Consider the following 18,226-nt stretch of genomic DNA (forward strand, 5'->3'; position numbering starts at 1 on the left):
CCCTACGAAGTCCTGATGAGATCGGGTTTGGTGGTGGGTTCCGTTGTGGGGTGGGGGAAGTTTTCATGAAAACTTCCCCCACCCCACAACGGAACCGAAATCGGGTTCCTAACGCCCCGCGGCGTAGCCCTGGGCGCCGCGCGGGTTGGCGGCGGCCTTGAGCAGCCCGGATTCGGGATCCCGGGAGACCGCCGAGAGCCGGCCCAGCGACCAGGGCCCGTGGTCGATCACCTCGTGCCCCCAGGATTCCAGCTCGGCGATGGTCTCGGCACCGAGCCGGGATTCCACCGCCACCGCACCAGGTTCCCACTCGCGCGGGTAGAACGAGCGCGGGAACGCGGTGGTGTGCCAGGCGGGAGCGTCGATCGCGGCCTGCAGGTCGAGGCCGCCGCGCACGTGCGCCAGCCAGAAGCACGACTGCCACTGGTCCTGCTGGTCACCGCCGGGAGTGCCGAAGGCGAGCGCGGGCACGCCTCCGCGCAGCGCGAGCGACGGGCTCAGCGTGATGCGCGGGCGCTTGCCCGGCACCAGCGAGTTCGGCAGGCCCTCCTCCAGCCAGAACATCTGAGCCCGGCTGCCCAGGCAGAACCCGAGCTCCGGGATCGTCGGCGAGGACTGCAGCCACCCGCCGGACGGCGTCGCCGAGATCATGTTGCCCCAGCGGTCCACGACGTCGACGTGCACGGTGTCGCCGCGGCTCTCGCCGTTGGGCAGCACGGTGGGCTCGCCGATCCCGACACCGCTCGGGTCGGACAACCCGCCCACACCGCGTCCTTCGGCCACGAACGCGGGCAACCGGCCCGCGCGACCGCCGGGCGACCCGGGCCGCAGGTCCAGCGAGGCCCTCGGGCCCAGCAGGTCCCGGCGCTGCGCCGAGTACTCGTCGGAGACGAGATCCGCCAGCACACCGGGGTCGGCCGAATCGCCGTAGTAGGACTCGCGGTCGGCGAACGCGAGCTTGGCGGCCTCCACGGCCGCGTGCACCACGTCGGCCGTCGCCACACCGTCCACGTAGGACACCGGGAGGTCTTCGAGCAGCTTGAGCTGCTGAGCGAGAGCCGGGCCCTGCGACCAGATGCCGAACTTCGCGAGCGTCCAGCCGCCGTCCAGGTCGACCGTCAGCGGCTCCTCGTAGGTGGTGGAGAACTCGGCCATGTCCTGCGCGGTGAGCACGCCCGCGTGATCGCGGCCGGAGTTGTCCCGGTGCGGGACCCGCACGAACTTCTCCACCTCCTCGGCCACGAACCCCTGCGACCAGGCCCGGCGGGCGACGTCGATCTGGGCTTCCCGGCCGGAGACCGACTCCGCTTCGGCGAGCAGCCGCTCCCAGGTGCCGGCGAGCACCGGGTTGCGCAGCACCGAGCCCGGTTCGGGCACCGAACCGCCCGGAGTCAGCCAGCACTCGGCCGAGCTCGGCCAGTGCCGGCGGAACATGTCGGCGACCAGCCCGATGGTCTCGCTGATGCGCGGCACGATCGGGTATCCGCCGCGCGCGTAGCCGATCGCGAAGGTCAGCACCTCGCGGAGCGTCTTGGTGCCGTGGTCGCGCAGCAGCGTCAGCCAGCCGTCCCAGGCCCCGGGCACCGTGGTGGCCAGGAAACCCGTGCCGGGCACCAGGTCGAGGCCGAGCTCGTCGCGGTAGTGCTCGACGGTCGCGGCGGCCGGGGCCGGGCCCTGCCCGCACAGCGCGCGCGGACGGGGATCGGCCCCGGTGGCGAACAACGCCGGAACCTCACCGCCCGGCCCGTTGAGGTGCGGTTCGACGACCTGCAGGACGAAACCGGCGGCGACGGCCGCGTCGAAGGCGTTCCCGTCGTCCTCCAGCACGGCCATCCCGGCCGCCGAGGCCAGCCAGTGCGTGGAGGCGACCATCCCGTGGGTGCCGGCGAGCTCGGGTCGAGTGGTGAACACCCGGCGAGCCTAGGCACCCGAAAACCCGCGGAGAAGACCCGCGCGCCACACCGCAGTTCTCGTGCGGAGACGGAGGTGGTGAGTCAGGCGGCGTTGACCGGGGTCCGGCCGACGCCGCGGCAGGACAGGCCCGCTCGGCGCAGGACGTCGGGGTCGAGGTGGTTGCGGGTGTCGACCACGACCAGGCCGCTGAGGGACTCCGCGACGAGGTTCCAGTCCAGCGCGCGGAACTCCTGCCACTCGGTCAGCAGCACCAGCGCCGCCGCCTCCTTCGCCGCCTGGTACGGGTCGTCGACGAGCGTCAACCCGGCGGGCAGCTCCGGTTCGTCACCGCGCAGGCCCGGGTCGTAGGCGATCAGCTCGGCGCCCTCCTGGGCGAGCAGGCAGGCCACCTCCAGGGCGGGGGAATCGCGCAGGTCGTCGGTGCCCGCCTTGAACGTCAGGCCCAGCAGGCCGATCCGCTCCCCCTCCAGCGAGCCGCCGCACGCCTCGCGGACCTTGCCGACCATCCGCTGCCGCTGGTGGCCGTTCGACGAGATGGTGGCCTGCAGCAGCGGGAAGTCGAAGTCGACCGCCTCGGCCACCTGCAGCAGGGCCGCGGTGTCCTTGGGCAGGCACGACCCTCCCCAGCCCGGCCCGGGCTGCAGGAACGACTGGCCGATCCGCCGGTCGTAGCCCATGCCCTCGGTGACGTCGGTGATGTCCGCACCCAGCTGCTCGCAGAGCTCCGCGATCGCGTTGACGTAGGAGAGCTTGGTGGCCAGGAAGCAGTTCGCCGCGTACTTCACCATCTCGGCGCTGGCGGCGTCGGTGAGCACCGTCGGAGCACCCAGCCGCGCGTAGAGGGCGGCGACGCGCTCGGCGGCGTCCTGCGTGTCGGAGCCGACGACGATGCGATCCGGGTTGAGGAAGTCGTGCACCGCAGACCCCTCGCGCAGGAACTCGGGGTTGCTGACCACGGCGACGTCCTCGCGACCGAGGTGCTCGGCGAGCCGCCGCGAGGTCCCCACCGGGACCGTCGACTTGGTGACCATCACGCACCCGGCGGGCAGCACCTCGCGGACCTCGCGGGCCACGGCTTCGACCACGGCCAGATCGGCGGCGCCGCCGGAACCCATCGGGGTCGGCACGCACAGGAACACGACCTCGGCGTCGGCGACCGCCCCGGCCGAGCCGACGACGAACTCGAGCCTCCCCGCGGCGATGCCCTCCTGCACCAGCTCGGCGAGACCGGGCTCGTGGATCCGGACCTCACCTCGGGAGAGCTCCGCGACCTTCTCCTCGTTGACGTCGCTGCAGACCACCCGGTGGCCGAGCGAAGCCAGACACGCACCGGTGGTCAATCCGACGTACCCGGTGCCGACAACGACGATGCGACGGGCGAACACAGGCCCCAACCCCTTCACCTCGAACGACCAGCCGGTCGCCTCTGCCCCCTCGAAAATTGATCGTGGCACATCTTCGAGCTGGGAAAACCCGCTTCGCCCAGAGTTCACGAGCTATATGACGCAGGTGACGAGTTGGGAACCTGCCGTTTAGGCTGCGCGCGTGGATCAGAGACGCTTGGGGGAATCGGGGCTCGCGGTGAGCGCGGTCGGCCTCGGCTGCAACAACCTCGGAAGACCCGGAACCGCCACCGAAACGCTGTCCGGAACGCGGTCCGTCGTGGACGCGGCGCTGGACTCCGGGATCACCTTCTTCGACGTGGCCGACACCTACGGGTCACCGCGGGGACGCAGCGAAGAACTGCTCGGGCAGGCGCTGTCGGGACGGCGGGACCTGGCGGTCATCGCCACCAAGTTCGGCATGGACATGCAGGGCTCCAACGGGCCCGACTTCGGCGCCCGAGGCTCCCGCCGGTACGTGCGGCGAGCCGTCGAGTCCTCGCTGCGACGGCTCGCGACCGACTGGATCGACCTGTACCAGCTGCACCGGCCGGACCCGCTGACGCCGCTGGAGGAAACCCTCTCGGTGCTCGACGACCTGGTCCGCGAAGGCAAGATCCGCTACGTCGGGCACTGCAACCTGGCGGGCTGGCAGGTCGCCGACGCCAGCTGGACCGCGACCTCCGCGGGACTGACCGCTCCGGTGTCGAGCCAGCACCACTACTCGCTGCTCTCCCGCGAGGTGGAGCGCGAGGTCGTGCCCGCCGCGCAGCGCTTCGGACTCGGCCTGCTGCCGTACTTCCCACTGGCCAACGGCCTGCTGACCGGCAAGTACCGGCGCGACCAGATCCCCCCGGCCGACAGCAGGCTGGCCGGGCGCGCGCAGCTGCTGACCGAAGCGCCGTGGGACCGGATCGAGAAGCTGCGGCTCTTCGCCGAGCAGCGCGGCATCACGATGAGCACCGTCGCGCTCGGCTGGCTCGCCGCCCGGAGCCCGGTCGCCTCGGTCATCGCCGGAGCAACCAGCCCGGAGCAGGTCCAGGCCAACGCGCAGGCCGCGAACTGGAGCCCGGACGACGCCGACCTCGCGACGCTCAACGCCCTCTGCCCGCAGGTCTGAGGCAGTTCCCGCCATCACCGATCACGAACCGAGTTCGAGAACAGGACGCACAACGATGCAGATCACCGACACCGCAGCGATCGTCACCGGCGGAGCCTCCGGGCTCGGCGCCGCCACCGCCCGGGCGCTGGCCGGGCGGGGCGCGAAGGTGTTCGCGGTGGACCTGCCGAGCGGGATCGAGAAGGCTCCGATCGTCGACGGCGTCACCTACACCGCGGCCGACGTCACCGACGCCGACCAGGTGCAGACCGCGGTCGAGCAGGCGTCCGGGTCGGGGAACCCGCTGCGGATCGTGGTGAACTGCGCCGGGATCGGCCCGTCCGCGCGCATCGCCGGCCGCAAGGGCGTCCACGACCTCGACCTCTTCCGCAAGGTGCTGGAGATCAACCTGCTCGGCACCTTCAACGTCATGCGGCTGGCCGCTGCGGCCGTCGGCGAAACCGAGGCCGACCAGCACGGACAGCGCGGCGTGGTGATCAACACGGCGTCGGTGGCCGCCTACGACGGTCAGATCGGGCAGGCCGCTTACGCCGCGTCCAAGGGCGGTGTCGCGAGCCTGACGCTGCCGGCCGCCCGCGACCTGTCGTCGAGCGGGATCCGGGTCATGACCATCGCCCCGGGCATCGTGGACACCCCGATGCTGGCGACCGTGAGCGACGAGTTCCGGCAGGGGCTGGCCGACGGGGTCCCGTTCCCCAAGCGCCTCGGCTCCCCGGAGGACTACGCGCAGCTGGCGCTGAGCATCGTCGAGCACGACTACCTCAACGGCGAGGTCATCCGGATGGACGGAGCCCTCCGCATGGCCCCCCGCTGACCACCCCGAAGCTCACCCCTGGGGAGCGCGAAGCCCTGGGATCTCCCAGTTTTAGTCATAACTGAGCCGACATTTCGGACATGATCATGGCTCGGTTTGGACTAAAACTGGGAGTGGTGGCGGTTCGCCGCAGGTGAGGACCCCGTCAGAGGTCTTCGGCGTAGGGGATTTCGTTGGCCGCTTCGGAGGTCATCCAGGTGCGGATGGTGAAGGTGGCGCGGACGTCGTCCTCGTTGTAGGTGAGGAGGCGTTCCCGCTGCGTGAGGTCTCGCTCCCCGCCGTCGAGGGCGACGGCGTCGCGGTACCAGCGCATGGAGTTCTCGCCGCTGGCCTCCGGGTCGCGCCAGCCGAACCCGGCGCTGGGAGCGATCACCTTGAGCCCCTTGCCGTTCGGGCACAGGAACTGGTCGCGGACCACCGCGAACAGGTCGACCCACTCCGCGGAGTGGATGAACTCCTTGACCTCGGACACCGGCGGAACGCCCGGCTTCCCGGCGAAGCGCTCGGCGGAGGCCAGCATCCAGCGGTTCTCCGCGAGCTCGTTGTAGCAGTAGGCGCGGAAGCTCAGGCCGCGCTCGAACGCCGTGCGGCGAACGCGGGTGAACCAGCCCCAGAACTCGGCGAAGGACCGCGCCTCGTCGTCGTCCGGGAGCGGCTCCCAGGTGACGAACGCCCGGTAGCCCTGCTCCTCGTCGATGTTGGTGCCCGACAGCCAGCAGCCCCACATGTAGGCGCCGGCGTCGGCGTAGCTCTCCATGTCGACGTCGATCTCGACGTCACCTCGCGGCACGTCGAGCTCGCGGACCCGGCGCACCAGCGGCATCTCCCGCAGCCACGCCTTGGCCAGCAGGATCGCGTCCGTGTTGCGCACGCCGGTGAGCTGCAGGTCCTCGGCGCTCTCCAGCGGCATCCCGGCCAGCTGATCGACGGTGGTGATGCCCCGCTCGCGCAGCACGGTGGCGTCCTCGCCGCGCACCACCAGGCTCACGTCGTTCGCCTCGCGCAGCTGGGACTCGCAGATCGGCCACCACGGGCAGCCGCGGCACTCGGTGATCCGGGACGGCTGCGCCAGCGGTTCGTCTCCGGTGGCGGCGGCGGTGGCGACCGCGAGCCGGTCGCCGAACCGGGCGTCGTACTCGGCGAGCGCGGTGCGACCACCGGGCCAGTTGGGGCTGCGCAGGTCGTGCCAGACGACCGCGTCGGCCTCGACGCCGATCGCGCCGCCGGTCCGGTCGCCCGCGTCGAACCCGCAGGCCTCCAGCAGCCGGATCGCGTGGACCAGCCGCAGCTGGTCGCGGGGTTGCGGCCGGACCTTCCGGGTCTGGTCGGCCTCCGCGGCCTCGGGCACCGGGTGCTCGATCGGCGAGGTCTTCGCGCCACGGCCGGGGTCGGTGATCTTGTGCCGGACGACCAGCACGGGGACGTAGCCGTTCCCGCTGCGCACCAGGAGGTCGATCGCACCTCGGCGACCGCCTTCGGCGTCGTCGGGCAGCTGCGCCCCGGAGATGTAGCCGACGCCCTCGCGCATCGCGTCGAGGGTGAGGGTCGCGCGCTCGGCGTAGGGCAGGCCGCGAGGGACCTCCGTCCGCTGAGCCCCGAGCAGGTCACCCAGCTGGGCGGCGACGGAGCGGCGGTGCTCGACCGCGTCGGCGATCCGCTGCTCGACTCCCAGGTCCAGCGGCGAGGTCGGCGCGTCGCGCATCGTCGGGTCGTTCTCCAGGTGCACGCGTCGACGGCACCGCGTCACCACGCCTGCGTCGAGCAGCACCTCATCCTTCACGGGTAAAAGGGTATGCGGTGGCCCTGACAGCCGCGCCCATCACCCCGGTGACATCCGGGGCCTGCGACGACCACGCCTGGTGCACACCCGATCGCGTTCTGCTTTCGTGCGCTCGTCCATCCGGACTTATGGTGATCGCGGTGCTGGGAGTACGCGGATCGGGGAGGTGTGCGCGGTGAGGAAACTCGCCAAGCGACGCGGGAAGACCACTCAGGGTGCACAGCGAGGGTGCCGGAAGTGCGCCGCCAAGAAGTCGAAGGCCGACAGGAGGACTCGTCGCCGAGTCGACAAATCGGCCAAGCGGGAAGCGGCCCAGAAGGCGTCCGAGCAGAAGGCGGCCCAGAAGGCGGCGAAGAAGGAGCAGCCCTCGACCGAGCAGCACGCCGACCCGGCGACCCCACCACCGCTGACCTCGGCGCCGGTGGGCAAGAAGGCGGCGAAGGCGCTGCTCAAGGCCGACAAGCAGACGGCCAAGGCGATCAAGAAGGGCGAGTTCGGGACGGTCACCCCGGGCAACGCCAAGAAGATCGTCGGCATCCTCAAGATCGTCGGCCCGCTGCTGGCCCCCTACGCGCTGCGCGCGATGAGCAAGGCGCGGGCGGGCTACGACAAGTCCCGCGCCCGCAAGCTGGGCGTCCCGGTCGACGACCTGGGCAAGTTCACCGGCCACGGCGCCTCGTTGCACGCGCGCATCGCCGGGGACTCGGCCGCCGTGCGCGATCTGCGCCAGCAGGCCAAGGGGGACGAACGAGGCCACGCCACGACCTACGCCGACCAGGCCGAGGCCCGGCTGGCTCAGCTGAGCAGCGCGGTCCGCGCCGCCGAGCGGATGCCCACGCACCGCCGCCGGTCCGCGCACCGGGCCGTGGACGGGGAGCTCTCCCGGATCGAGAGCGAGCTGCTCACCCGCTTCGGCGTGCCCACGGCGTGACGAGGGCGGGGCGCCTCCTCCTCGGAGACGCCCCGCCTTGTCGCGTGATCAGCCCTGACCGGGGATCTTGATCAGGCCCTGCTCTGCCATCCAGTCACGCGCGACGTCGGCCGGGTCCCGGCCCTCGACGTCGACCTGCGCGTTGAGCTTCATCAGCTCCTGGTTGGTCAGCCGTTCGGAGACCGGCGCGAAGACCTGCGTCAGCTGCGGGTAGCGCTTGAGCATCTCGTCGCGGAGCGTGACTCCGATGTTGTACCGCGGGAAGAACTGCTTGTCGTCGGCCAGCAGCTTCAGGTTCAGCGACTGGATCCGGCCGTCGGTGGTGAACACCTCGCCGAACGTGCAGGTCCCCTGGGCCGTGGCCTGGTAGATCGCACCTTCGGTGAGCACCTTGACCTTGCTCGGATCGGTCTTGAACCCGTAGGCCTGCTCGACGCCCGGCAGACCGTCGTTGCGGCTGGCGAACTCGGTGTCCACGCAGAACGTGGCGTCCTCCGGGTGCTCGGCCATGACCCTCGGGATGTCCGAGACCTTCTCCACGCCCAGCCGCTTGGCGGCGTCCTGGTTGACCGAGAACGTGTAGGTGTTGTCCACCTGGTAGTCGATCGCGGTCCAGGCCACCCCGTTGCGTTCGAGGTCCTGCTTCTTGACGGCCTCGAACTGGGCCCGGGCGTCCGGGATCGGGTTGTTGTTGCCGTTGTAGTTGACCCAGGACGTGCCCGTGTAGTCCCACAGGATGTCGATCTGGTTGCTGGTCAGCGCGTTGCGCGCGGTGGTGGACCCCTGGATGGAGCTCAGGTCCCGCACGTTGGCGCCGGCAGCGGCCAGAGCGAACTCGCCGAGGTAGCCCATGATGAGCTGCTCGGTGAAGTTCTTCGACCCGACCGTGATCGTCTGGCCCTCCAGCTCCGGAACGGGCTGGATGATGCCCGGTTCCACCGCCAGCGGGAGCGACGAACCGGAGCTGAGCCCGCAGCTCGACAGCAGCAACCCGGCCATCGCCAGCGAGGCCGCTTTGAGCGCGCGACTGCGCATGCGGAGATTCATCGCAACCCCCTCGGCGACAGGTAGGTCTCGGCCAGCGCGCCGAGCCAGTCGACCAGCAGCGCCAGGGCCATCGCCAGCACGGAACCGACGATCATGACCGTGTAGTCGTTGAGCTTGTACCCGGTGTCGATCAGCTCACCGAGGCCGCCCGCGCCGACGAACAGCGCCAGCGTCGCGGTTCCCACCGCCAGCACCAGCGAGGTCCGCAGACCGGCGAGGATGAACGGCACCGCCAGCGGCATCTCGATGCGCATCAGCACGCTCGAACCGGACATGCCGATGCCGCGACCCGCGTCGACCAGCGACGAATCCACCGACTGCAGCCCCACGATCGTGTTGCGCAGGACCGGCAGGAGCGCGTAGAAGGCGATCGGCAGCGCCGCGATCCAGAACCCGGTGGAACCACCGGTGAACAGGAAGAACAGCACGAGCAACCCCATCGAGGGGGCCGCCTGGCCGATGTTGGCGATGCCGATGACCACGGGTGCGACGCGACGTGCCCAGCTCCTGCTGAGCACCACGCCCAGCGGCACCGCGACCAGCACGACAATCAGCGCCACGGTGAGGCTGATCATGAAGTGCGTCCAGGTCAGGCCCAGGATCGTCGACGGGTTGAGGTTCCGGAGCGTCACCTCGTCGTTGTCCCGGGTGAACGCCCAGGTCAGCACCGCCGCGACCAGCACCACCACGGTCACGGGCTGCACCAGCAGCCGCAGCCGTTCGGCCCGCGTGGACCCGGAGTCGGAAGCGTAAGCGCTGCTCATGAGGCGTCAGCCCCAGACCCCGCGGTATCCGAACCAGCGGTTGCCGGCTCGTCGGCGTCGTCGGTGGCGTTCTCCTCGCGCAGCGCCTTGATCGTGTTCATCACGGTGTCGATGTCGACCACGCCGACGTACTCACCGCGCGAACCCGTCACCACGGCGACGCCGTCGTCGTCGGTCAGGATCGCCTCCAGGGCGTCCTGCAGCGTCGAGGCCCTCGAGACCGAGTCCTCGACCGGACGGCCGGCCCGCGCCAGGTCCGACACCGAGCCCGCCTCGCGAGCGGTCGCCCAGCGCAGCGGGCGGTTGCGCTTGTCGAGCACCACACCGATCGCGCCACGACGGGTGCCCAGACGTTCGCGCAGCACCGAAGGCGCTTCGTCGACCGTCGCGGTCGGCACCTGGCCGACCTCGATCTCGCGCACGCGGCGCAGCGTGAGCTGCTTGAGCGCCGCGCCCGCCCCGACGAATCCGGCGACCGTGTCGTCGGCCGGGTTGGTCAGGATCGCTTCCGGGGTGTCGTACTGCAAGATCTTCGAGCGCTCGCCCAGCACCGCGATCCGGTCGCCGAGCTTGACCGCCTCGTCGAAGTCGTGCGTGACGAACACGATCGTTTTTCCCAGGTCTGCCTGCAGGCGCATGAGTTCGTCCTGCAGCACACCGCGGGTGATCGGGTCCACCGCGCCGAAGGGCTCGTCCATCAGCAGCACCGGCGGGTTCGCCGCGAGCGCGCGGGCCACGCCGACGCGCTGCTGCTGCCCACCGGAGAGCTGCCGCGGGTAGCGGCCCCGGTACTCGGTCGGGTCGAGGTTGACCAGGTCGAGCATCTCGTCCACGCGCTCGGCGATGCGCTTGCGGTCCCAGCCGACCATGCCCGGGACCATGCCGACGTTGTCGCCGACGGTCATGTGCGGGAACAGCCCGGCCTGCTGGATCGAGTAGCCGATCTCGCGGCGCAGCTTGTCCGCGTCCAGGCTGAGCACGTCCTGCCCGCCGATGGTGATCTTGCCGGAGGTCGGCTCGATCAAGCGGTTGATCATGCGCATGGTGGTGGTCTTGCCCGAACCCGAAGGTCCGACCAGAACCACCGTCTCCCCTGCGGGGATCGTCATGGTCACCGAATCGACGGCCGCCTGCTTCTGCCCCGGGTAGCGCTTGGAGACCTCTTCGAGCTTGATCTCCACGCCATGCCCGGCGGTCTTCTTGTCGTCGTCAGCCACGGATACCTCTCGAAGTCGTCAACCGCCCGAACAGCACGAACAAGGCGTCGAGCAGGAGCGCCAGGATGACCACGCCGACGGTGCCGGAGACGGCCATGTTCAACGCGTTCGCGCCGCCCAGCTGGCCCAGCCCCTGGAACAGCAGGTTCCCGAGACCAGGGCCTTTCGCGTACGCGGCGATGGCGGCGATGCCCATCAACATCTGGGCGCTCACCCGCATGCCCGCGAGGATCGCCGGCCAGGCCAGGCGGAGTTCGACGCGGGTGAGAACGCTGAACCGGTTCATGCCGATTCCTCGCGCCGCGTCCAGAATCGGCTGATCGACGTTCGACAGGCCGACGATCGTGTTGCGCACGATCGGCAGCAGTGCGTAGAGCACGAGCGTCACCACCGACGGGGCCACGCCCAGGCCGAACACCGGGATCAGCAGCCCGAAGAGCGCGAAGGACGGGATCGTCAGGATCGCGCTGGAGAGAGCGGTGGCGATCGCCGCCCCGGCGGGGCTGCGGTACACCGCAACCCCGACGAGGACGCCGATGATCGTTGCCAGCAGGATGCACTGAACCACCATGCTGACGTGCTGGTACGAGTTCACCAGCAACGATTGCCACCTGGATGCTACGTAGTCCAGGAGATTCAATTATTTACTCTTTCTTGTCGGCATCCGCCGATTCGGTCTCCTCGTCGGAGGCCTCCGCTGGCGTCGTGACCAGCTGGAACTCACCGTCGTGCTCCTCGGTGCCCGCGATGACCGCTTGCTCCAGCACCTCGGCGCCCTTCTGGTCGCGAACCGTGATGTCGTCCGAGCGCAGGTCCTTGAGCATCGCCACGCACATGAAGATCATCACGATGGCGAAGGGCAGCGCACCCATGAACGTCAAGTTCTGGATGCCTTCCAACGCCTTGTCCTGCCCGATCACCAACATCACCGCGGCGACGGCACCGGTGGCCGCACCCCAGAAGATGACGACCCACTTGCTGGGTTCGATCGCGCCGCGCTGGGACAGCGTGCCCATGACGATCGACGCCGCGTCGGCACCCGACACGAAGAAGATCGCGACCAGGATCATCACCAGGACGGCGGTGACCAGGGCCAGCGGCAGGTGGTCGAGCACCGCGAAGGTCTGCGCCTCCGGACTGCCGTCCCCGTAGACGTTCGCGTGCTTCTGAGTGTCGATCGAGGCACCACCGAAGATCGCGAACCACACGAGGCTCACGGCGCTGGGCACCATCAGCACGCCACCGATGAACTGGCGGATCGTGCGGCCCCGGCTGATCCGGGCGATGAACATGCCGACGAAGGGCGTCCAGGAGATCCACCAGGCCCAGTAGAAGACGGTCCAGTCGCCCAGCCAGTCCTGCATCTCCGTGCCGCCGGTCGCACCGGCGCGCGACGCCATCTCACCGAAGTCGCTCAGGTAGGAGCCGACCGCGGTGGGCAGCAGGTCCAGGATGAACACCGTCGGACCGAGGACGAAGACGAACAACGCCAGGATGGCGGCCAGCACCATGTTGATGTTGGACAGCCACTGGATGCCCTTCTCCACGCCCGAGACGGCGGAGAGGATGAAGCAGAGCGTCAGCACGGCGATGATGGCGACCAGCACGCCGGTCCCGGCATCGCCCATCGGCCAGTTGGCTGCCTTCATGCCCGACTTGATCTGCAGGGCACCGAGACCCAGCGAGGCCGCGGAGCCGAACAGCGTCGCGAACAGCGCCAGGATGTCGATGACCTTGCCGAGCGGACCTTCGGCGGCCTTCTTGCCGATCAGCGGCGTGAAGACACCCGAGATGGTCTGCCTGCGCCCACGGCGGAAGCTGCTGTAGGCGATCGCCAGACCCGCCACCGCGTAGATCGCCCACGGGTGCAGGGTCCAGTGGAACAGCGAGGTCGACATGGCCGTCTTGATGGCCTCTTCGCTCTGGCTCGGGTCCATCCCGGGCGGCGGCGAGACGAAGTGGCTCAGCGGCTCGCTCACGCCGAAGAACATCAGACCGATGCCCATACCGGCGCTGAACATCATGGCGATCCAGGACACCGTGCGGAACTCGGGTCCTTCGTCGTCGCGGCCCAGCGGGATCCTGCCGTACTTACTGATGGCCAGGAACAGGGCGAAGATGACGAACCCGGTGGCCGCGAGCACGAAGCCCCAGCCGGTGTTCTCGATCAACCACGTCAGCGCTGCGCCGGAGGCGGTGCTGAGCGATTCGGTCGCCAAGGCGCCCCAGGCGACCACCAAGAACATGATGATCGCCGTGACGCCGAACACGACCCAGTCGGTTCTGGGTTTGCCGAGGAACTCGGCATCAGGTTCGGTGGATTGACCGCCCTTGGCGGGTCCACCGCTTTGTTCAGTTTCGGTCGACACAGGTATCGGCGCCGACTTTCGGCGACGCCCCCTCCTCTCCGTCGTCGGTTACGACGTTTTCCCCAACAATCGAACCGCTTAATCCGGTCGTTGGTGGCTCCAAATCGTCGTCAACCTATAAACCGTGACCCAATCGGGTTAACAAGGCAAGCTCACCTGCGGTCAGCGTGGCCGAACCGACACCTAGACTGACCAACCGTGAAGGCTGGTCTGACACCCACGCGGGGCGCTCTGCGCGTCCTGCGCGGTGCTGGTTTGGCCTGCACAGCGGCATCACTGTCCGTAGCCGCTCACGCGGCCGCGGGCGGGGCGCTCCCGGGGATGGGAACGACCGTCGTGATCACCGTTCTGCTGGCCGGTGCCGGGGTGGCTCTGGCTGATCGCAAGCGCGGGTCGTGGGGCATTCTAGGGGCACTGTCGGTCAGCCAGCTGGCGCTTCACTTCTTTCTCGAGCTCACGGCCCTCGGCCACCACGGGTCCGGGCACGTGCACGGGCCCGCCCCGATCCCGCTCTCGCCGGCGCTCATGACCCTCGGGCACGTGCTCGCGACCATGGCAACGGCCCTGCTCATGGCCCATGCCGAACAGGTACTGTTCGTAGTCACCCGGTTGTTGCAGGCGATCCTCCCCAGGAAGACGACCCCGTTACCGGTTGTGACTCCGCCGCCCGCGATCTGCGTGCCGGCGCCGGTTCCCCGGACTCTCGCCCAACTGATCTACCAGCGGATTCACGGGCGCCGCGGACCACCAGAATCTCCCGCAGAAAACAACGATCCGGTGTAAATCGCCGACTGATCATTGCTATTCCGCTGCTCTCGCGCCTATGCGCGCGTGAATAGCCGACTACTACGGGAGATTTCAAGAGAACATGTCGACAAATCGATTCCTCGCGAGGTCCGCGAGCTGGCTCGTCGTGAGCGGCGTCGCCGTCGCCCTGGGCACCGCCCCCGCGTTCGCGCACGTCTCCGCACAACCCGAGCAGGCCGAGAAGGGCGATCACGCCAAGATCGCCTTCCGCGTCCCCAACGAGGACCCTGTCGCCGGAACGGTGCAGGTCAAGGTGACGCTGCCGGAGCAGTACCCGCTGAGCTCGGTGCGCACCAAGCCGGTTCCCGGCTGGACCGCGCAGGTCGAGAAGGGACCGATCGCACCGGTGGAGGTGGACGGAGCGCAGGTCACCGAGGCGGTCCGCTCCATCACCTGGACCGCGCAGCCGGGCACCCGGATCGGCCCGAACGAGTTCAACGAGTTCGAGGCCACCCTCGGCACCCTGCCGGAGAACACCGACCAGCTGGTCCTGCCCACCACGCAGACCTACGACAACGGCAAGGTCGTCGACTGGAACGCCCCGCCGCCCGCACCGGGTGGCGAGGAGCCGGAGCACCCGGCCCCGTCGCTGAAGCTCGTCGAGGGCAGCGGTGAGGGCCACAGCCACGGAGCCGGCTCGCCCGAGCAGCACGGACAGGCCGCTGACCAGCACGGTTCGAGCGACGACACGGCCCGCTACCTCGGTGGTGCCGGACTGCTCGTGGGTGCGCTGGGCCTCGGCGTCGGCGCCGGTGCGCTGGTCCGCGGACGTCGTTCCGGTGGGGACGCGTCATGAGGCGGCTGCTGACCGTCGGCGCGTTCGCCCTGGTCGCCCTGGTCGGCGGCGCCGCTCCGGCCCTCGCGCACAACGTGCTGGTCGGTAGTGATCCCGCCGAGGGCGCGCAGCTGTCCGCCGGTCCGCGGGAGGTCCGGCTGACCTTCGACCAGCCGGTCCGCGCGGGCGAGTCCTACAACACCGTCAACGTCGTGGGTCCGGACGGCTCGTTCTGGGCGGACGGTCCGGCACGGGTCGAGGGCAACTCGGTCGTCGCTCCGGTCCGCGAGCTCGGACCGGCCGGCACCTACACCGTGGGTTACCGGATCCTCTCCAGCGACGGGCACCCGGTCCCGGGCAAGGTCACCTTCACGCTGACCGCCCCCGGCAAGGGCACCCCGGCACCTGGCCCGCAGGGCGGACAGAGCACCGGTCAGCCCTCTGACCAGGAAGAGCAGTCCGGTGGGATGCCGATCTGGCCGTGGATCGCCGGTGCGGTCCTGGTCGTGGTCCTCGGTCTCGTCCTGGCGCTGCGCCTGGGCAAGCCGAAGAGCTGATCCCCGCGGGGAGGGCGTCCGGGTTTCGCGCCCGGGCGCTCTCCCCATACCTCTTCGAATCTAGTGAAATCCACAGAACAGGCGCTCTCGGCATAACCCGGGACGCGCTATTTGTGGAATTGTTCGTTCCGCTATTCCGCGGAATTGCCGATCACTTCGTGCGGAGTTGGATCCCCGAGACGACCGACGGATCGAGGACGCCGTCGCGGACCAGGTTCGGCGGGACCACGACCCACGGCTGGGACCGGTCCTCAGGCCCCCAGACCGGGAGGTGGGCCTGGTCGATCAACGAGATCGCGAAGTCGGTCGAGACCTCGTTCCCCCTGCCCAGCGCCGCCGTCCCCTGCCACGGCATCACCGCCGAACCCCCCAGCGGCACGAACCGGAACCGGCCCGGCTCCGGACGCAGCGACAGGCTCATCCGGACCTTGTCGTGCCGCCACAGGGCGGCGTAGTCGAGCTCGGCGTCCACGTGCTTGTTGGCCAGGTACGTGACCGTCTCGTCCCAGGCCAGGGCGAGCAGTTCCCGCCGGGTGTCGCCCAGCTCGGGATCGGCCAGGTCGAACGGGGCGGTGTAGACGCGACGGGCGAACTCCACCGGATCGTCGCCGGCGTCCGGGACGTCGACCGCGTGCACGATCGAGCGGAACATCTCCGCGAACCTGGGCTGACCGGAGCAACCCGGATCGCGCTCGTCGGCCGCGGCCAGCGCGGCACGCGGATCACCGCGCACGTCCAGCCCGGCCAAGGCCGACTCGTAGCGGCCGCGGTGGTGCTCCAGCAGTTCCGCGCGCTCGGCCGCGTCCCCGCAGCCGAACTCCGCGGCCGCCTCGTCGATGTTGCGCACCGACACCACCCGGTCCGCTCCGGTCAGCTCGAGCATCCGCCGGAACTCCCGCTGGTAGTCGCGGTACCGGCTGGCGTCCCGGACCCGGAAGTGGCTCGGGTCCGCCAGCGCGGTCACCCGGATCCCCGGCGGATGGACCCGTCTCACCGCCGCGTCGAGCTGCAGCAACCGGGCGAGCATCGCGACCTCCGCCAGGTCCGGCAGGCCGCCCAGCGCCTTGAGCCGCGAACCGTCCTGCTTCGTCGGCGGCCCGAGCAGCACGAACTCCGCCGGCTCCCCGGCCGCCGTCGACCGCGAGAGGTCCGCTTCCGCCTGCTCCAGCGGGTACGCCTTCCGGGACGCGCCGAACAGCTTGGCCTGCACGACCTGCCAGATCGCCCGGGTCGTGCCCATCTCGATGGCCGCCACGCGGTCACCGAGGCGAACCCCGGTCTCCACCGCCCTCCGGCACAGCCCGTCCACGATCTCCGCCTGCTGCCGCTCGGTGAGCCGGACCCCGCGGCGCCACAACGTCGGCCGGGTGCGCATCTCGCCGAGCCGGAGCTGAGCGACGGAGGTGGCGTGCGACAGAGCGGGTTTCGCCAGGTGACCGCGGCCCAGCGGCACCGGTTGCGGCAGCGTCTCGAAGGTGGCGATGGCGTCGGGTTCGTCGACCCCGGTGAACCCGGGCGCGGCCACCGGCACGACCAGCGCCTGCGGGAACGCCGTGCGCAGGGCCAGCCGGTTGGCGGTCTTGTCGTCGAAGGCGGCCACCGGTTCCCAGCCGGTCGCAGCCCGCAGCGCCGCGACCTTCTGCTCCGCGACGTCCGCGCCCTCGTCGCAGGTGCGCAGTTCGAGGTGCCCGAGACCGTGCTCGGCGAGCGCCTCCTCGGTGGCCGCCCGCATCCGGTGCCGACGTCCGGTCAGCAGCACCACCCGTCCGCCAGCCTGCTCGACGTCGCCCGCGAACTGCCGCACGCCGGGCGCGAGCTCGTCGGTCAGCAGCGCCTCCCGGTCCCACGAGATCGCCCGCCGGAACTCCGCGTGCTCCTCGTCGTCCGGCAGACCGGCCAGGTCGCGGAACGGCCGCCAGCCCGGTTCGTACAACCCCGGCAGCACGGGCAGCGGGCCGGTCACGCCGAGGGCCTCCAACGCGGCACGCACCCGCGCGCGGGGGTGGAAGGCGCAGAAGTCCAGGTCGAGGGCCACGAGCGGCCGCGGCGCGGCGGGGTCCCGGCGGTGCGCGGCCGCCCGATCCTTGACCAGCAGCAGCACCCGCTGCACCAGCTCGTGCTGGGCGGACGGGACGTGGTGCCGGTGCCGGCCCCACGGGTGCTCACCGGTCAGCACCGACAGCAGCCCGGCCGAGCAGAACCGCAGCTCGGCGGCCAGCACCTCGTCCACGTGCGGACTGATCGCGGTCAGCCGGCGGTGCAGCCTGGTGATCACCTCGGCCACGCGGTCCGGATCGGCGGGCTCCAGGCGCCGCACCACCACCCGGTCGCTCGGGAGGTGCACGCCGAGCTCGCCGCTCGGGACCTTCCCGGCCGCCAGCAGGCCCCGAACGGTGATCACCACGGGTCGCACCACGCGCTCGATCAGCTCGTCCTCGGACAGGTCCAGCGGCTCGGTCAGTCCGACGGTGCCGTTCGGGGCGGGTCCGACCAGGCAGTACTTCGCGAGAAGGGGGTCGCGCGCGAGTTCTTCCAGCGCGCGTTCCGGCAGCGTGCCGGTTGCGTACACCGCGTCTCCTTAACGATTGCAGCGCTCATCAGGCCTTCCACGTGTGGCGGATGGCGGCTGCGCGAGGAGGCGCGACACTTCGGTTCGACCGAAACCGACGGGAACCGATCGGCGAACCCGCAGGTCACCGCGGGGGATTCGGTTCAGGGGCACGGCCCGGCAGACGACGACGCGCAAGTC

15 protein-coding genes are annotated in these 18,226 nt (G+C 70.1%); 6 read left to right on the forward strand and 9 right to left on the reverse strand.

Annotation, left to right across the window (positions count from 1 at the left end):
- Window positions 1-108 precede the first annotated feature (108 nt).
- On the reverse strand, window positions 109-1,911 hold the full coding sequence (locus tag FHU35_RS16345) for a gamma-glutamyltransferase family protein (RefSeq protein WP_145740550.1): 1,803 nt from the start codon (window positions 1,909-1,911) through the stop codon (window positions 109-111).
- An 83-nt stretch (window positions 1,912-1,994) separates the two neighbouring features.
- Window positions 1,995-3,299 (reverse strand): UDP-glucose dehydrogenase family protein, encoded by a 1,305-nt coding sequence (locus FHU35_RS16350; protein WP_145741433.1) that lies wholly within the window; start codon window positions 3,297-3,299, stop codon window positions 1,995-1,997.
- A gap of 160 nt (window positions 3,300-3,459) precedes the next feature.
- Between FHU35_RS16350 and FHU35_RS16355 the strand changes: the two genes are divergently transcribed.
- A complete protein-coding gene (locus tag FHU35_RS16355; RefSeq protein WP_145740552.1) occupies window positions 3,460-4,416 on the forward strand; it encodes an aldo/keto reductase in 957 nt (318 codons plus the stop codon).
- Window positions 4,417-4,471: 55 nt separating this feature from the next.
- On the forward strand, window positions 4,472-5,230 hold the full coding sequence (locus FHU35_RS16360) for an SDR family NAD(P)-dependent oxidoreductase (protein WP_145740555.1): 759 nt from the start codon (window positions 4,472-4,474) through the stop codon (window positions 5,228-5,230).
- A 145-nt stretch (window positions 5,231-5,375) separates the two neighbouring features.
- Here FHU35_RS16360 and FHU35_RS16365 read toward each other — a convergent pair whose 3' ends face one another.
- On the reverse strand, window positions 5,376-7,010 hold the full coding sequence (locus FHU35_RS16365; RefSeq protein ID WP_145740558.1) for a TM0106 family RecB-like putative nuclease: 1,635 nt from the start codon (window positions 7,008-7,010) through the stop codon (window positions 5,376-5,378).
- 175 nt (window positions 7,011-7,185) lie between these two features.
- Between FHU35_RS16365 and FHU35_RS29650 the strand changes: the two genes are divergently transcribed.
- The gene (locus FHU35_RS29650; RefSeq protein ID WP_222429408.1) at window positions 7,186-7,941 is read left to right on the forward strand and encodes a DUF6474 family protein; all 756 of its coding nucleotides are present in this window, start codon (window positions 7,186-7,188) and stop codon (window positions 7,939-7,941) included.
- A gap of 48 nt (window positions 7,942-7,989) precedes the next feature.
- Here FHU35_RS29650 and FHU35_RS16375 read toward each other — a convergent pair whose 3' ends face one another.
- Genes FHU35_RS16375 through FHU35_RS16395 form a run of 5 tightly spaced genes read right to left on the reverse strand, consistent with a single transcriptional unit; the run spans window position 7,990 to window position 13,215 of the window.
- Complete coding sequence (locus FHU35_RS16375) at window positions 7,990-8,988, reverse strand: glycine betaine ABC transporter substrate-binding protein (protein ID WP_145740562.1); 999 nt, start codon at window positions 8,986-8,988, stop codon at window positions 7,990-7,992.
- Window positions 8,985-9,752: an ABC transporter permease gene (locus FHU35_RS16380; RefSeq protein WP_145740565.1), complete on the reverse strand. Its 768-nt coding sequence runs from the start codon at window positions 9,750-9,752 to the stop codon at window positions 8,985-8,987. The genes FHU35_RS16375 and FHU35_RS16380 overlap by 4 nt, the downstream gene beginning before the upstream one ends.
- Window positions 9,749-10,969, reverse strand: a complete 1,221-nt coding sequence (locus FHU35_RS16385) for an ABC transporter ATP-binding protein (protein ID WP_145740567.1) — start codon at window positions 10,967-10,969, stop codon at window positions 9,749-9,751. The genes FHU35_RS16380 and FHU35_RS16385 overlap by 4 nt, the downstream gene beginning before the upstream one ends.
- Complete coding sequence (locus FHU35_RS16390) at window positions 10,962-11,609, reverse strand: ABC transporter permease (RefSeq protein WP_145740571.1); 648 nt, start codon at window positions 11,607-11,609, stop codon at window positions 10,962-10,964. The genes FHU35_RS16385 and FHU35_RS16390 overlap by 8 nt, the downstream gene beginning before the upstream one ends.
- 4 nt (window positions 11,610-11,613) lie before the next feature.
- Window positions 11,614-13,215: a BCCT family transporter gene (locus tag FHU35_RS16395; RefSeq protein WP_145741437.1), complete on the reverse strand. Its 1,602-nt coding sequence runs from the start codon at window positions 13,213-13,215 to the stop codon at window positions 11,614-11,616.
- 459 nt (window positions 13,216-13,674) lie between these two features.
- On the opposite strand from FHU35_RS16395, the gene FHU35_RS16400 reads away from it, so the two are divergent.
- From FHU35_RS16400 to FHU35_RS16410, 3 genes are all read left to right on the forward strand, one after another.
- Entirely contained in the window at window positions 13,675-14,121 is a 447-nt protein-coding gene (locus FHU35_RS16400) for a hypothetical protein (RefSeq protein WP_145740574.1), read from the forward strand.
- An 85-nt stretch (window positions 14,122-14,206) separates the two neighbouring features.
- Window positions 14,207-14,941, forward strand: coding sequence for a YcnI family copper-binding membrane protein (locus FHU35_RS16405; protein ID WP_145740577.1), 735 nt, complete (start codon window positions 14,207-14,209; stop codon window positions 14,939-14,941).
- A complete protein-coding gene (locus tag FHU35_RS16410; RefSeq protein ID WP_145740579.1) occupies window positions 14,938-15,477 on the forward strand; it encodes a copper resistance CopC family protein in 540 nt (179 codons plus the stop codon). The genes FHU35_RS16405 and FHU35_RS16410 overlap by 4 nt, the downstream gene beginning before the upstream one ends.
- 151 nt (window positions 15,478-15,628) lie before the next feature.
- Here FHU35_RS16410 and FHU35_RS16415 read toward each other — a convergent pair whose 3' ends face one another.
- Window positions 15,629-18,046: an L-tyrosine/L-tryptophan isonitrile synthase family protein gene (locus FHU35_RS16415; protein ID WP_145740581.1), complete on the reverse strand. Its 2,418-nt coding sequence runs from the start codon at window positions 18,044-18,046 to the stop codon at window positions 15,629-15,631.
- Between the last annotated feature and the right edge of the window lie 180 nt (window positions 18,047-18,226).

The organism is Saccharopolyspora dendranthemae (genome assembly GCF_007829955.1).
Classification (GTDB): domain Bacteria; phylum Actinomycetota; class Actinomycetes; order Mycobacteriales; family Pseudonocardiaceae; genus Saccharopolyspora; species Saccharopolyspora dendranthemae.